Origin of the sequence: Aeromonas sp. QDB14 (assembly GCF_027707845.1) — a bacterium.
GTDB lineage: Bacteria > Pseudomonadota > Gammaproteobacteria > Enterobacterales > Aeromonadaceae > Aeromonas > Aeromonas caviae.
In genome coordinates, this window is record NZ_JAPCJD010000093.1 from 1 (window position 1) to 14,020 (window position 14,020).

The 14,020-nt window shown below is 63.8% G+C and carries 12 protein-coding genes; 7 read left to right on the forward strand and 5 right to left on the reverse strand.

The window, feature by feature from the left end:
* Positions 1 to 112: 112 nt before the first annotated feature.
* Complete coding sequence (locus tag PG887_RS19805) at positions 113 to 1,903, reverse strand: AMP-dependent synthetase/ligase (RefSeq protein ID WP_270822697.1); 1,791 nt, start codon at positions 1,901 to 1,903, stop codon at positions 113 to 115.
* A gap of 181 nt (positions 1,904 to 2,084) precedes the next feature.
* On the opposite strand from PG887_RS19805, the gene PG887_RS19810 reads away from it, so the two are divergent.
* A complete protein-coding gene (locus PG887_RS19810) occupies positions 2,085 to 2,627 on the forward strand; it encodes a hypothetical protein (protein ID WP_128272373.1) in 543 nt (180 codons plus the stop codon).
* A 73-nt stretch (positions 2,628 to 2,700) separates the two neighbouring features.
* Here PG887_RS19810 and rimI read toward each other — a convergent pair whose 3' ends face one another.
* Together rimI and PG887_RS19820 are read right to left on the reverse strand one after the other, a co-directional pair.
* Positions 2,701 to 3,150: a ribosomal protein S18-alanine N-acetyltransferase gene (rimI, locus tag PG887_RS19815; protein ID WP_103261185.1), complete on the reverse strand. Its 450-nt coding sequence runs from the start codon at positions 3,148 to 3,150 to the stop codon at positions 2,701 to 2,703.
* A 74-nt stretch (positions 3,151 to 3,224) separates the two neighbouring features.
* On the reverse strand, positions 3,225 to 3,662 hold the full coding sequence (locus tag PG887_RS19820) for a hypothetical protein (RefSeq protein ID WP_270822698.1): 438 nt from the start codon (positions 3,660 to 3,662) through the stop codon (positions 3,225 to 3,227).
* Positions 3,663 to 3,877: 215 nt separating this feature from the next.
* Between PG887_RS19820 and PG887_RS19825 the strand changes: the two genes are divergently transcribed.
* Together PG887_RS19825 and viaA are read left to right on the forward strand one after the other, a co-directional pair.
* Positions 3,878 to 5,491 (forward strand): ATPase RavA domain-containing protein, encoded by a 1,614-nt coding sequence (locus tag PG887_RS19825; protein WP_270822700.1) that lies wholly within the window; start codon positions 3,878 to 3,880, stop codon positions 5,489 to 5,491.
* A 95-nt stretch (positions 5,492 to 5,586) separates the two neighbouring features.
* A complete protein-coding gene (viaA, locus tag PG887_RS19830) occupies positions 5,587 to 7,041 on the forward strand; it encodes an ATPase RavA stimulator ViaA (RefSeq protein WP_029313704.1) in 1,455 nt (484 codons plus the stop codon).
* 12 nt (positions 7,042 to 7,053) lie between these two features.
* On the opposite strand, the gene PG887_RS19835 is transcribed toward viaA, so the two are convergent.
* Positions 7,054 to 8,058, reverse strand: a complete 1,005-nt coding sequence (locus PG887_RS19835) for a sensor domain-containing diguanylate cyclase (protein WP_270822702.1) — start codon at positions 8,056 to 8,058, stop codon at positions 7,054 to 7,056.
* Positions 8,059 to 8,254: 196 nt separating this feature from the next.
* Between PG887_RS19835 and PG887_RS19840 the strand changes: the two genes are divergently transcribed.
* The 4 genes from PG887_RS19840 (at position 8,255) to PG887_RS19855 (ending at position 13,512) form a co-directional block, all read left to right on the forward strand.
* Positions 8,255 to 10,123 carry a diguanylate cyclase gene (locus PG887_RS19840; RefSeq protein ID WP_270822704.1) on the forward strand — a complete coding sequence of 623 codons (1,869 nt, stop codon included), beginning with the start codon at positions 8,255 to 8,257 and terminating at the stop codon, positions 10,121 to 10,123.
* Positions 10,124 to 10,367: 244 nt separating this feature from the next.
* Entirely contained in the window at positions 10,368 to 11,957 is a 1,590-nt protein-coding gene (prfC, locus tag PG887_RS19845) for a peptide chain release factor 3 (protein ID WP_089503670.1), read from the forward strand.
* Between the two features lie 168 nt (positions 11,958 to 12,125).
* A complete protein-coding gene (locus PG887_RS19850; protein ID WP_268453242.1) occupies positions 12,126 to 12,464 on the forward strand; it encodes a nuclear transport factor 2 family protein in 339 nt (112 codons plus the stop codon).
* A 103-nt stretch (positions 12,465 to 12,567) separates the two neighbouring features.
* Positions 12,568 to 13,512 (forward strand): bile acid:sodium symporter family protein, encoded by a 945-nt coding sequence (locus PG887_RS19855; protein WP_041214550.1) that lies wholly within the window; start codon positions 12,568 to 12,570, stop codon positions 13,510 to 13,512.
* Positions 13,513 to 13,591: 79 nt separating this feature from the next.
* On the opposite strand, the gene PG887_RS19860 is transcribed toward PG887_RS19855, so the two are convergent.
* Positions 13,592 to 14,020 (reverse strand): IS630 family transposase (locus PG887_RS19860; RefSeq protein WP_270822705.1); only part of this gene is annotated, 429 nt, incomplete at its 5' end.

A 14,020-nucleotide genomic window follows, 5' to 3' on the forward strand; every position in this document is an offset into this window, starting at 1 on the left:
TCCGGAACTAGTGATTGGTTCCGGATTGTCCTACAGCAGAAGGATCGGTCAATGGATCCTTAACTGATCAGCATTGGCTCCATGAGCGGCTTTTTCATATCAGGCCCGTCGATCAGACGTGGCTGTACATGGCTTCTATCTCGCGCTGGTACTTGGCCTCGATGATCTTGCGGCGCAGCTTCATGGTGGGGGTGATCTCCCCGAGCTCCATGGAGAAGGCGCTCGGCAGCAGGGTGAACTTCTTCACCTGCTCGAACTTGGCCAGCTCCTTTTGCAGATCCTGAATGCGGGCCTCGAAGAACTCCATTACCCGGGAGTGGCGCAGCAGCTCGGTCTTGCACTGGTACTGCAGGTTGATGGAGCGGGCGTACTCCTCCAGGGACTCGAAGCAGGGCACGATGAGCGCCGACACGAAGTGGCGGGCATCAGCGACGATGGCAATCTGCTCGATGAAGCGATCCTTGCCGAGGGTCCCCTCGACCAGTTGCGGCGCCACGTACTTGCCGTTGGAGGTCTTCATCAGCTCCTTCAAGCGCTCGGTGAAGTAGATGTTGCCCTCGTCATCCAGCTCGCCTGCATCGCCGGTGCGCAGGAAGCCATCCTCGGTCATCACCTCGGCGGTGGCCTCCGGCTTGTTGTAGTAGCCACGCATCACGGTGGGGGCGCGCACCAGCAGTTCGTTGTTCTCGCCGAGTTTCACCTCGATGCCGTTTAGCGCCGTGCCGATGGAGCCCAGCCTGAACTGGGTGCCTTCATAGCAGCAGACGGTGGCGGTGGTCTCGGTCATGCCGTAGCCGTACTTGAGGTTGAGCCCCATGGCCTGGAAGAAGAGATTCACCTCGTCCGCGAGACGGGCGCCCGCCACCGGCAGGAAGCGGGTGCGACCGCCGAAACGGGCGCGCAGCTTGCGAAACACCAGGCGCTCGGCAAGCCAGAGCTGGCCATAGAGCAGGGGAGAGGCGGACTTGCCCGCCTGACGGGTGGCGACCATCTGTTTGCCCACCCGGGTTGCCCAGCCGAACAGGGCGCGGCGCAGGCGCGGCGCCTGGGCGACCTTGGCCTGGATCATGGCGTAGGCCTTCTCGTAGAGGCGGGGCACGGCGCACATCACGGTGGGCTTCACCTCGCCGATGACATCCATCACCTTCTGCGGGTCGCGAATGTAGACGTTCTCGGCGCCGCAATAGAGCACGTAGTAGCTCCAGGCACGCTCGAACACATGACTCAGCGGCAGCATGCAGAGGGAGACATCCTGCTCGCTGAGGTCGAGGCGAGCGTCATGCATCTCGAAGCAGGCGGCCATGTTGGCGAAATCGAGCATGACCCCCTTGGGTTCGCCCGTGGTGCCCGAGGTGTAGATGAGGGTCAGCAGGTCGTCCATGCGGTAGTGGCGCTCGCGCTCGCGCAGCACCTGCTCGCTGGGTTGGTGGTTGCCGGAGACGAGGAAGGTCTGGAAGTGGCTGGCCGAGGCGCAGCCGCGCAGATCGACGGTGCCGTCCAGGGCGACGATGTGGCTTATCTCGCCGCTGTCGATGAGGTGCAGCGCCTGATCGAACTGGGGCTGCTCCCCCACGAACAGCATCCTGATGCCGGCATCCTTGACGATGTAGCGCAGCTGATCGAGGGTGCTGGTGGGGTAGATGGGCACGCTGACGCCGCGGGCGGCCAGGATGCCGAGGTCGGCCTGGGTCCACTCGGGCATGTTGCGGGCATAGATGCCGACCATCTCGCCGGACTGGTGGCCCGCCCGGATCAGGCCCTGGGCGCAATAATCCATGGCCTGACCCAGGGTTCGCCAGCCGATGGCGCGCCACTGGCCATCCTGCTGGACGCGCAGGGCGGCCTTGTTGCCAAGGCGGGCAATACGCTCACGCATCACTCTAACCAGATGAAACTGCGACATCTCACGCATCCTCAAGTAACAGTTGTGCGCCCGCAGGGGCACCAAAATCGGGGCTGGAGTTTAAACTCTAACATTACAGCTTACAAGTGTGCGCCATTTGTCCTGAATCACAAAGTCGTCAACCAGATGAGAGTGAGGCATGATAGGGGGCAGGGATCGGATTCATTCAGGGAGTTGCACCATGAATATCGGGATCAAGAGCCTGTTCACCGGCGTGTTGCTGCTGTTGGCGGGGGCAGGCGCCCTCTGGTATCTGCTGGGGGGCGCGGGGAAGCAGGAGAATCCCTGGCTGAGCGGCGCCGAGGGCTATGAGCAGGCGCAGCGGCTGGCGCTGAGGGAAGGATACCCCTTGCTCTACGTGATCGAGCGCGCCAAGTGCCGACGCTGCAAGGCGCTGAATACCAGGCTGTGGCGTGCCCCCGAGATGCAATCCGCCCTGGCGGGGCTGGTGAAGGTGCGACTCAACCCGGATGCGGGGGATGGCAGCGAGCACATTCTGCGCCGCTTCCCCCAGGTTGCGACGGCCCCTGGCATCTATGTCCAGCGACCGGGTGAGCCGCTTCGCCCCATCAAGATCGCGGTGGATATCGAACAGATCTGGATGCCCGGCGTCACCTATGGTCGAGGCTTCTTCATGCCTCTCTCGGGAGCCGCCTTCGAGGCCGTGCTGAGGGTGACCCTGAGCCTGGAAGACCCCTCCATCGACAACGCGCCCCTGCCCTGAGGGGGAAGCGAAGCGGGGGAGTCAGGGAGGTCAGAGAGGGTGTTGCCCGCTGACAGCGGTCTGCAGCGGGTTGTCAGCCGAAGTCGAACAGACGGGACATCAGCACGGCATCCTCCCTCTCCTGCCCGGTGCCATAGTAGTCGGCACGGCGGCAATACTCGGCAAACCCCTCGCTCTCGTAGAGGTTGATGGCGGTGCGGTTGCCGGCCCTGACCTCCAGGAACCAGGCCTCGGCCTTGCTGGCCTTGCTGCGGGCCAGGTACTCCCTGAGCAGCGCCCGCCCCAGCCCCTTGCCCTGAAAGTCGGGGTGTACGCAGATGTTCATCAGGGAGCTGTCTCCCGCCACCAGATCCGAGATGTAGAAACCGGCCGGTCGTCCGTCCACCAGCATCAGGCCGTTGAGATAGCGCGGCCCGAAGCAGGAGAGCAGGTTGGCCTGGCTCCAGGGCTCCTGGTGGGCGGCCTGCTCGATGGGGTAGATGGCTTCGAAGTCGGATTCGAGCAGGGGGCGAAAGTGGGGCAAGAGGTCAGACATGGTCACTCCGGACGGGATTCAGGCTTGCGATGGACACCATGGCCGTGCCATGGTCGTGAGCATCAAGGGGTGTGGCGCTGCCGGCACTGCTGCCAGAGGGCGCGCTTGTGTGCCCCATCGGGCTTGAGCGGGCAGACCAAGGCATCGGGCCAGCGAGGGTCCGGCGCCGTCAGCCAGAGCAGGGGCGAAGTGGCCCCCGCGGGTAGGGAAGGCATCTCGGACAACAGGGAGACCTCGTCCGTGCCAAGGCCGAGCCAGCGGCAGATGTCCCCGAGCAGGGAGGGCGCGGGCAGCGTCTCTGCCAGCAGCCAGAGCTTGCCGGTCGGCAGAGGGGCAGTCTCCTGCGGGGCCAGCACCTCGTCGGCGGGCGTGTTTGCCGGCTGTGCGGTGCCGTCGGGGCTGGTGCCTCCCGCCAGGAGTCGGCCTCTTTGTTGCCAGAGGGGGATGCCCATGCGGGCCAGAATGCGCTGGCGCAGCGGGTCCAGCAGGGGATCTTGCATGGCGAAGGCTCACTCTTGATCTGCGTTGGGGTAAATAATGATGCGCAGAGTACACTCTCGCGGGATTTGCTGCACCCCGGACGTGCGCTTTTCGCCCTGTGGCGATGGCAAACGAGCGCCCCCCGGGGGCAGAGATGACAGACAATGAGAGTGGGGCGGGGCCAGAGGCCGGACCCCGTCACCACGGATGACCTATCAGCTTCGGAACTGTGCCTATGCCGCCTTTAGCCCAGAATACTGTTCGTGCCACCCCCATTCATGAGCGCCTGCCACGGCTCCTTTCCGCCCTTGGTGAGGGACTGTATGAGCGCCAGGATGCCCTGCGGCTCGGCCTGCTGGCGGCCCTGAGTGGCGAGAGCGTCTTTCTGCTGGGCCCCCCGGGCATCGCCAAGAGCCTGATCGCACGGCGCCTCAAGCTGGTGTTTCAGGATGCCCGCCATTTCGAATACCTGATGACCCGTTTCAGTACGCCGGAGGAGGTGTTCGGCCCCCTCTCCATCCAGGCGCTCAAGGAGGATGGCAAGTACCTGCGGTTGACCAGCGGCTACCTGCCGGAGGCCGAGGTGGTCTTCCTCGACGAGATCTGGAAGGCGGGCCCCGCCATCCTCAACACCCTGCTCACCGCCATCAACGAGCGCCAGTTTCGCAACGGCGACAGCCAGCATCCCATTCCCATGCGGCTGCTGGTCACCGCCTCGAACGAGCTGCCGGCCCCGGACAGCGGGCTGGAGGCGCTCTACGACCGCATGCTGGTGCGGGTCTGGATGGACAGGGTGCAGGAGAAATCCAACTTCCAGGCCATGCTGGCGAGCGATGGCCAGTCCCATCAGAACCTGACCCCCTCGGTGCAGATTCGGGGGGAAGAGTACGACGCCTGGCAGGATGCCATCGAGCAGGTGCGCCTGCCGGACGCCTGTTTCGAACTCATCTACCAGCTGCGCCAGCAGCTCGACAGTCAGCTCGGGCACGGCTGCTATGTCTCGGATCGGCGCTGGAAGAAGGCGGTGCGGCTCATCAAGGCGAGCGCCTTCTTCAATGGCCGCGACGAGGTGGCTCCCCTGGATCTGCTGCTGTTCAAGGATTGCCTCTGGCACGACGAGGCTTCCCGCACCGCGCTGCTGGAGATGATCGGCGAGTTTTCCCGCCTCTACGGCTACCAGCAACTGGCGCTGACCCGGGAGCTGCTCTCCCTGCGCGAGCAGTTCAAGCAGTTGCAGGGGGCGGTCGCCCTGCGCATCGGCTGCAAGGCGGTCAAGCGCAAGCAGTGGTTCGGCCGCCGCGCCCGCGGCACCGAACTGCCGCTGGCCAACGCCAGGCCGTTCGGCAAGCTGGTGCACTTCCAGCTGCTCACCCCGGCGCCCCTGGATGGCAGCGATCCCGAGCGCCTCACCGGCACCCTCACCTTCGATCGCACCCTGCTCTCTCACTGGCACCCCACCGGGGAGGCGCTGGTGGGCTGGCCCCTCGGCAACCCCAAGGAGGGGCACTACGAGCTGGTGCTGGACGAGCAGTTGCGGCTGCACGTGCTGGATATCCAGCGCCAGCCCGTACCACTGATGCTGGTGGAGCGCACCCCCATCCCCGAGGTGGTGATGGCCCCCTGGCTGTCGGCCCTGGACGACCTGACGGGCCAGGTGAACCGGGTGCTGCAAAATCTCAAGGGTCAGCGCAACCTGTTCGACCGTCACCAGCCCCATCTGTTCGTGGGGGACAACTGGTTGCGTCAGGTGGAGGACAGCTTCTTCGTGCTGAGCCGGGACCTGGAGCGGCTGGGGGCCGAGCTGCAGCAGTGGCGGGATCGTCTGCCTCTTCTCGATGCACAGGGGTGACGTCGCGCCTGACGTGGGATTGGTGAAATAAACAGGATGAAAAACATGTTTCGTCAGCATGATACTCCATCACATCTCAACATCCGGGGTGGCCCATGCTAGAGATCGGCATGATGGACCTGGGGCTGCTCATGGGGGAGGGGGAGCTGGCGGGGGAGATGGCGCTGCTGCTTGCCTCCACCCCCAAGATCTCCGAGTTCCTCAAGCGCTCGCCCCTGCAGGGCAAGCTGCTCAGAAAGCGCATCCAGACCTGGAGCGAACAGCTTGGGGAGGAGATGCGTCACAAGCCGGTGCCGGTGGCTCTCGAGCGGGAATACCTGCTCTATCAGGCCCATCGGCAACTGCCCCTGCCGGAGCTGGTGGGGCGCCTGCCCGCCCTGCTGGAAGCCCTTGAGCAGCACAGCCCTTTTGCGGGGGATGCCCGCAGCCTGGTGCGCCAGATAGTGGCCCAGCCCACCGAGGGGTTGCGCCAGCTCTTCATCGAGAAGTGGCGTGCCAGCCTGGTGGGCAGCCTGTTGCAGTTGCAGCAGCAGATAGCGGAGGCGGAGCGGGAGAAGCAGCGCCAGGAGATAGAGGATCAACTGCTGGCCAACCGGACCCTGGCCGATGCCCTGGATCCGCACCAGATCTCCGCCGGGGGGCTCTGGGATCTGGCCCAGGGGAGCTGGCACAAGCGCAGCCTGGCGCTGGTGAAGCAGTACGCCCGCATGTTGCAGCAGGAGCCTTTGCTCGCGGAGATCGCCGCCCTGCTTGGGCGCAGCGAGCGGGAGCGGCGCAGCGAGGACAGGACGCTGCCGCCGGTGCCTGTGCACGAGCTGGAGGAGGTGCAAAGTGACGATGTGCCCGACGATCTGGTGGGGGTGCACCCGGCCAGCGATCTGATGCGCCTCCTGCCGAGCGAGGCGGTGATGCTGGCGCTGCCGGAGCTGGAGCTGGAGTTCTATCGCCGTTATCTGGAGCGGCGCCTGCTGAGCTACCAGTCACGGGGCACCCTGCCGCGCCAGCGTCTGATGCTGCGCTCCCCCGAGCAGGGAGGGCAGGAGGTGCAGCCGCGTGGCCCCTTCATCGTCTGCGTCGATACGTCAGGTTCCATGGGGGGCTATCCGGAGGAGTGCGCCAAGGCGCTGTTTCTCGCCCTGCTCAAAGGGGCGATGGAGGAGAAGCGGGGCTGCTATCTGATGCTCTTCTCCACCGAGGTGGCGACCCTGGAGATCACCGCCGATACCGGGCTTGAGAAGGCGGAGCGCTTTCTCTCCATGAGTTTTCACGGAGGGACCGATCTGGTGCCCTGCCTGGAGCAGGCCCTGACCCAGCTCGAACAACCCGCCTTTGCCAAGGCCGACGTGCTGGTGATCTCCGACTTCATCGCCCAGAACCTGCCCCACCCCCTGCTCGAGCGGATGAACCGGCGACGGGCGCAGCAGACACGCTTCCATGCGGTAGCCATGTCCCGTCACGCCAAGGCGGCCATTTTGCGGGTGTTCGACAACAGCTGGCTGCTCGATTGCGGCCTGCGTGGACGCCTGCTGCGGCGCTGGCAGCGCCATTGAGGGCGCTCAGGCTCAGAGAGTGGGCCTGTGGTAGAGGCCCCGTTCGTTGACCTGCTCCTGATCCAGCAGCGGTTGACCGCTTGGCTGGGCAATATAAAAACCCCGCTTGCCGCTGCGTTTGACCCTGTACATGGCCTGATCCGCCCGGGCCAGCGCCGCGCCGAAATCGTCCTGGGGCCGGATGGCCGCAATCCCCATGCTCAGTCCCACCGAGGCGTCCCCGTTGGGCAGCTCGAAGGGGGTGGCGATGGCATCGATGCACTGGCGGGCGAGGTGGCTGGTGCGGGGATCGTCGCACGCCCAGGGCAGCAGCAGCACGAACTCGTCCCCGCCGATGCGCCCCAGCCGTACCTCCTCGCCGCAGCAGTGGCGAAGGCGCTGGGCAAGGGAGACCAGCAGTTCGTCACCTGCCCGGTGGCCCAGGTTGTCGTTCACCAGCTTGAAGTCATCGAGATCGATGAAGCAGATGGCCTGGTAATCCCCGGGAAAGTGGCGGTGCAGCGCGGTGCGGTTGAACAGGCCGGTGAGGGGATCCCGGTGGGCAAGCTGGGCGAGCTGCTGCTCGTACTCCTTCTCGTGGGTGATGTCGATGTGGGTGCCCATCACCCGGACGGCGTTGCCCTGATCATCCCGCTCCACCACCCGGCCCCGGTCCAGCACCCAGGTGGTCTTGCCATCCTTGGCGATCATGCGGTGCATCGCCTGATAAAACGGGCTCTTGCCCTCCAAATGATCGAAGAAGGCCTGCAGCACCTGCTCCCTGTCCTCCGGGTGCAGGTGGGCGCGCCAGACGTCGAAGTGGGCCGACAGCTCCTTGGGCTGGTAACCGAGCATGGAGCCCCAGCGCCGGTTGAAGATGATGAGTTTGCCGGTGGGCACATGGTTCTGCCAGATGCACAGGCCGGTGCCGTCCATGGCTGCGTCCAGCTTCTCCCGCGCGTCATCCGCGATGCGTTTGAGACGCTCGTTCTCCAGCAACAACCTGTCGTAAGCCTCCCTCAGCTCCTCGTAGGTCATTCCTCATCCCTTCCCCTGTTCGAAAGCATATATAGTCGATGCACTCTACTCCTTCTGTAAAGAAGGGGATAGGGGAGGCTCTCGTCCGATATGAGGAGTTTTCTCACCCTCTGGCGGCTGTGCGCCCAGAGTCTGTGGGGATATGATGACAGCGATGAGCGTGGCGTCCGGCCGGTGAAGAGGAGAAAAAGTCCGCATGAAGATCCTGATGGGATGTGGCCTGTTGCTGTGGCTGGGGGTTGCCCTGGCCCAGGCGGCGCCACTGGCCGGGCACGAGTTGCAGCTGGCGTTGCAGCAGCTGGAAGAGTCGGCGATGCCGGTGCAGGTGTTTCGCGAGCGCGTCGCCGCCCTGGTTGCCGGACAGGCACACTATCCGCCCGAGGTGCAGGGGCGTCTTGCCCGGCTGCAGTGCTGGGCCCTGCCGGGTGAACGGGACGAGGAGTTTCGCCGCGCGGTGGCGTTTGCCGAGCAGGGGCTGGCGCAGGCCCGTGCCCGCAAGGACAGGGTCACCGAGGTGGGGTTGCTCGCCTGCCGCGGCTATCACCGACAACTGCTCGGCAACATGGCCGGGGCCGGGGAGGATTACGACGCCGCCCTGACCCTGGCCCGTCGGCTGGGGGATGAGCGCCAGCGTGCCGACATCCTGAGCCTGCGGGGGGAGATGTATTCCTACCAGGGGGAGCTGGCGGAGGGGCTGATGGAGCTCATCGATGCCCACCAGCGCTACGAGGCGCTCGGGCTGGAGGCCAAGGGGCGCGAGGTGCTCGCCAATATTGCCAATGCCTATCGCAGGATGGGGCTCTATGAGCGGGCCGAGAGCTACTTCAACGAGCTGGAACACGACTACCGGCAGCTCGGGGACGAGGAGCACCTGGTGGACATTCACAGCCAGCAGGGGCTCCTCTACATCGACACCGAAGAGTACGACAAGGCGCTGCCCCTGATGGCGGAAGCGGAGATCTATTATCTGGGGTTAAACCAGGAAGGGATCCTGGCCTGGAGCCGGATCGAGATAGCCACCATCCTGCTTAAACAGGGCAAGCCGGACCAGGCCATGACCAAACTCGATCAGGCGGCAGCCTCCCTCCATCAGGGGGAGGGGGCGGACAGCGTCACCCTGGGCCACTGGCACCTCGTCATGGCCGACGTCCTCGAGGCCCTGAACCGACCTGGCGAGGCGCTGCGGCACCTGGACGAGGCCGAGCCCATCTTTACCCGGGAGCAGAACCTGCGCTTCCTCGCCCGGGTGCATGAGACACGGGCCCGGGTGCTGGAGCGTCAGGGGCATATCCAGTCGGCCCTCACCAGCCTCAAGACCTATGTCGAGACCCGCCAGGCCCTCGAGCTCAGATTGCGGGAACAGCGCTCCTTGCAGATGCGTTTCGAGTTCGATCTCGCCCGCAAGGAGCTGGAAAACCAGACCCTCAGGTCCCAGCAGCAGTTGCAGGCGGAGAAACTCAAGCAGTTGCAGGAGCGGCGCTACTGGCAATACCTGGTGGTGGCCCTGCTGCTGGTGGTGATGGGTACCCTGGTGGTGCATCAGCGCGGGCGCACCCGCAAGATGCAGCGCCTCGCCATGACGGACGAACTGACCGGCATCCACAACCGGCGCCAGATCCAGGCCAAGGGGCGCAAATGGTTCACCCAGGCCCGGGAGGAGGGCAAACCCCTGTGCGTGCTGCTGCTGGATGTGGATCACTTCAAGAAGGTGAACGACCAGCTGGGCCACCACGTGGGTGACAGGGTGCTCACCGCCGTGGCCCAGTGCATCGAGGAGCAGTTGCGCAGCCTGGACAGGGTGGGGCGCAACGGCGGCGAGGAGTTTCTGGTGCTGCTGCCGGATACCCTCCTGGGCGAGGCCGTCGAGGTGGCGGAGCGGATCCGCCTCGCCGTCGCCTGCCTCGAGATTGAGGGAGTGCCTGCGGATCACCCCATCCACATCAGCATCGGCTGCGCCCAGTACAAACCCGAGGATGACAACCTGGGCGAGCTGGTACGCCGGGCCGACGAGGCCATGTACCAGGCCAAGCTGGCGGGGCGCAACCGGGTGATGACGGCCCGGTGAGGCCGACCCCGGGCCCCCGTGATAGCGGGCTGGGTATTTTTCACTCGCGCGGGTATAATGCCGCGCAATTTTGCTTTGATCCGGGGCCAGACCCATGTAATGCAACGCGCTTCTCCTGTCTCCACCGGCGGTCACTGACCCGCCCGCGTGGTGTCGTTGTCTGCATGGGCGCCCTGATTCCAAGGTGCTGTCCCGCATTTTTCCCACGGTGGCTCCAGGCCGCCGCTCAATAGAAGAACGTCGAATTATGTCAGCTGAATTTCTGAGTGAAGTCTCCAAGAGACGCACTTTTGCGATCATCTCGCACCCGGATGCGGGTAAAACCACCATCACCGAAAAGGTCCTGCTGTTCGGACAGGCCATTCAGCGGGCCGGTACCGTCAAGGGCCGTGGCTCGGGCCAGCACGCCAAATCCGACTGGATGGAGATGGAGAAGCAGCGCGGTATCTCCATCACCACTTCCGTGATGCAGTTCCCCTACGCCGACTGCCTGGTCAACCTGCTCGATACCCCGGGTCACGAGGACTTCTCCGAAGATACCTACCGTACCCTCACGGCGGTCGACTGCTGCCTGATGGTCATCGACGCCGCCAAGGGTGTTGAAGACCGGACCCGCAAGCTGATGGAAGTGACCCGTCTGCGGGATACCCCCATCCTCACCTTCATGAACAAGCTGGACCGCGAAGTGCGCGATCCGATGGAGGTCATGGACGAGGTGGAGCGCGAGCTCAACATCATGTGCGCCCCCATCACCTGGCCCATCGGCTGTGGCAAATCCTTCAAGGGGGTCTATCACCTCTACAAGGACGAGACCTACCTGTATCAGAGTGGTCAGGGCCACACCATCCAGGAGAAGCGGGTGGTCAAGGGGTTGAACAACCCCGAGCTGGATGCCGCCATCGGCGACGATCTGGCTGCCCAGCTGCGTGGCGAGCTGGAGCTGGTGCAGGGCGCCTCTCCCGAGTTCGATCACGATGCCTTCATCGCCGGCGAGATGACCCCGGTCTTCTTCGGGACCGCCCTTGGCAACTTCGGTGTCGACCACATGCTGGACGGCCTGACCGACTGGGCGCCAGCCCCCATGCCGCGCAAGGCCGAGAGCCGCGAAGTGGTAGCCACCGAGGAGAAGTTCTCCGGCTTCGTGTTCAAGATCCAGGCGAACATGGACCCGAAACACCGCGACCGTATCGCCTTTATGCGTATCGTGTCAGGTACTTACAGCAAGGGCATGAAGATGCGCCACGTGCGCATCGGCAAGGACGTGAACATCTCCGACGCCGTCACCTTCATGGCCGGTGACCGTGAACAGGCGGTCGAGGCCTGTGCCGGCGACATCATCGGTCTGCACAACCACGGCACCATCCAGATCGGCGACACCTTCACCCAGGGGGAGGATCTCAAGTTCACCGGCATCCCGAACTTCGCACCGGAACTGTTCCGCCGCATCCGCCTGCGTGACCCCCTCAAGCAGAAGCAACTGCTCAAGGGGCTGGTGCAGCTCTCCGAAGAGGGGGCGGTGCAGGTGTTCCGTCCGCTCATCAGCAACGATCTCATCGTCGGTGCGGTCGGTGTGCTGCAGTTCGACGTGGTGGTCTCGCGCCTCAAGAGCGAGTACAACGTCGAGGCCATCTACGAGGCGGTCAACGTCGCCACCGCCCGCTGGGTGGAAGGGACCGACGTCAAGAAGTTCGAGGAGTTCAAGCGCAAGAACGAGGTCAACCTGGCCCTCGATGGTGGTGACAACCTCACCTACATCGCGCCGACCATGGTCAACCTGCGCCTGGCCCAGGAGCGTCACCCGGACGTTCACTTCCGCCAGACCCGCGAACACTGATCACCCCGCCCGCACCCTGCGGGTGGCGGATGACCAGAGAGACCCCGCTTCGGCGGGGTTTTTTGTTATGGGGCGTTTCATTGGAAGGGGCGGCGATCCCCATTCGGGGCTTGATGAGTGAATAAAAATCAAGGATAAGTGATTTAAATTTCATTCGTGGAGAGAGACATGTCCGTCACCCAGCCCGTAGAGGCGCAGTTTGCCGCCTACAATGCCCACGATCTCGATGCCTTCGTGGCCTGCTTTGCCCCGGATTTCAAAGGCTATCGCATGCCGACCGAGACGCCGAGCACAGTCGGCAAGGGGGCGCTGCGGGCCTTCTATGCGGAGCACAGATTCAACAACCCGCTGCTCAAGGCCGAGCTGCTGTCACGCACTGTCATGGGCAACAAGGTGTTTGATCACGAGCTGATCCACGGCCTCTCCCCCGAGCCCATCGAAAGCGTGGCGGTGTTCGAGGTGAAGGAGGGTCTTATCCAGACCGCCTGGTTCTATTTCCCTTCCTGAGCGCCGCGACACGGGCCTGCCGGCGACAAAGCTGGTATAAGAGAAAGTTCCCTGCGGGCATCCCCTGGTCTGCCCGCGTCTGGACAATAACAAGGAGTACACCATGCTTGGACGCATCACCCACCTCTTCCCGCTTTGGGCCCTGCTGTTTTCCCTGCTGGCCTACTGGCAGCCCGAGCCCTTCGTCGGCCTCAAGGGCCAGATAGTGCCGCTGCTGACCATCATCATGCTGGCCATGGGGCTGACCCTCAAACCCCAGAACTTCCTCGACGTGGTGCGCAACAAGAAGGCCATCGGCCTCGGGCTGGTATTGCAGTTCAGCGTGATGCCGCTGGCCGCTCTGCTGGTCAGCCTGTTGCTGGGCTTTGATGCCGAGTTGACCGTGGGCATGGTGCTGGTGGGCAGCGTTGCCGGTGGCACCTCTTCCAACGTGATGTGCTATCTGGCCAAGGGCGATGTGGCTCTCTCCATCACCATGACAGCTCTCTCCACCCTGCTCGGGGTGCTCGTCACCCCCCTGCTGGTGCAGTTGCTGGCTGGCAAGAGCGTCGACGTGCCGGTGCTGGACATGCTGCTGAGCCTGGTGAAGATAGTGCTGATCCCCGTGGTGTTCGGGGTGGTTGCCAATGTCTTCCTCCACTCCCTGACGGCACGTATCGAGCCCGTGCTGCCGCTCGTCTCCATGGCTGCCATCGTCATGATCATCGCCATCGTGGTCGCCCTCAACGCAGGGCAGTTCGCCAGCATCGGCCCCATCGTGGCGCTGGCGGTGATCCTGCACAACGGCATCGGCATTGCGGCGGGCTACTGGGTCAGTCGCTGGCTGGGCTTTGAGGAGCGGATCTGCCGCACCGTGGCCTTCGAAGTGGGGTTGCAGAATTCTGGCCTCGCCACGGCGCTGGCCATGAAATTCTTCACTCCCGCCTCGGCCATGGCTGGCACCCTCTTCTCGGTCTGGCACAACCTGTCCGGCTCTCTGCTGGCCGGGGTCTGGGCCAAGCGGCCGCTTTCCCGGCCTGCTGGGACCCTGGAGCAGAGCGCTGGCTGATCAGGGGGCGACAGATGAAACAACAAGGGGCCATGGGCCCCTTGTTGTTGTTTGAGCTAAATAACTGATCCCAATAGTGCTACACCTTCGCTGTACCATAGCCATTCCCCGGGAAAGGAGACACGGTATCCATGAAGTGTTTCACTCGGGCCAGCAGGCTGGCCATTCCTCTGCATTGATGATTGCGCGTGATGGTTTCATGTAACTTGTGCCACAGCCGTTCGATGTGATTAACCCAAGGGCTGTAAACTGGCTGGAACACCAGGCAGAACTTGGGGTTCTTCTTCAACCATCGCTCGGTCTGTTTGCTTTTGTGAATGATGTAGTTATCGAGGATCAGTGTGATGGTTTTGGCTCGTCGGTAGTGGCGACGCAGCTTTTCCAGCATGGCGATAAACAGCGATGAGTTTTTCTTTATCCCGCTGACGTAAAGCGCGAATTCAACTTCGAAGTGCGACACTCGCCTATGCCGCCTGACAGTACTCTTCGAATACCTTGACAGGCTGCC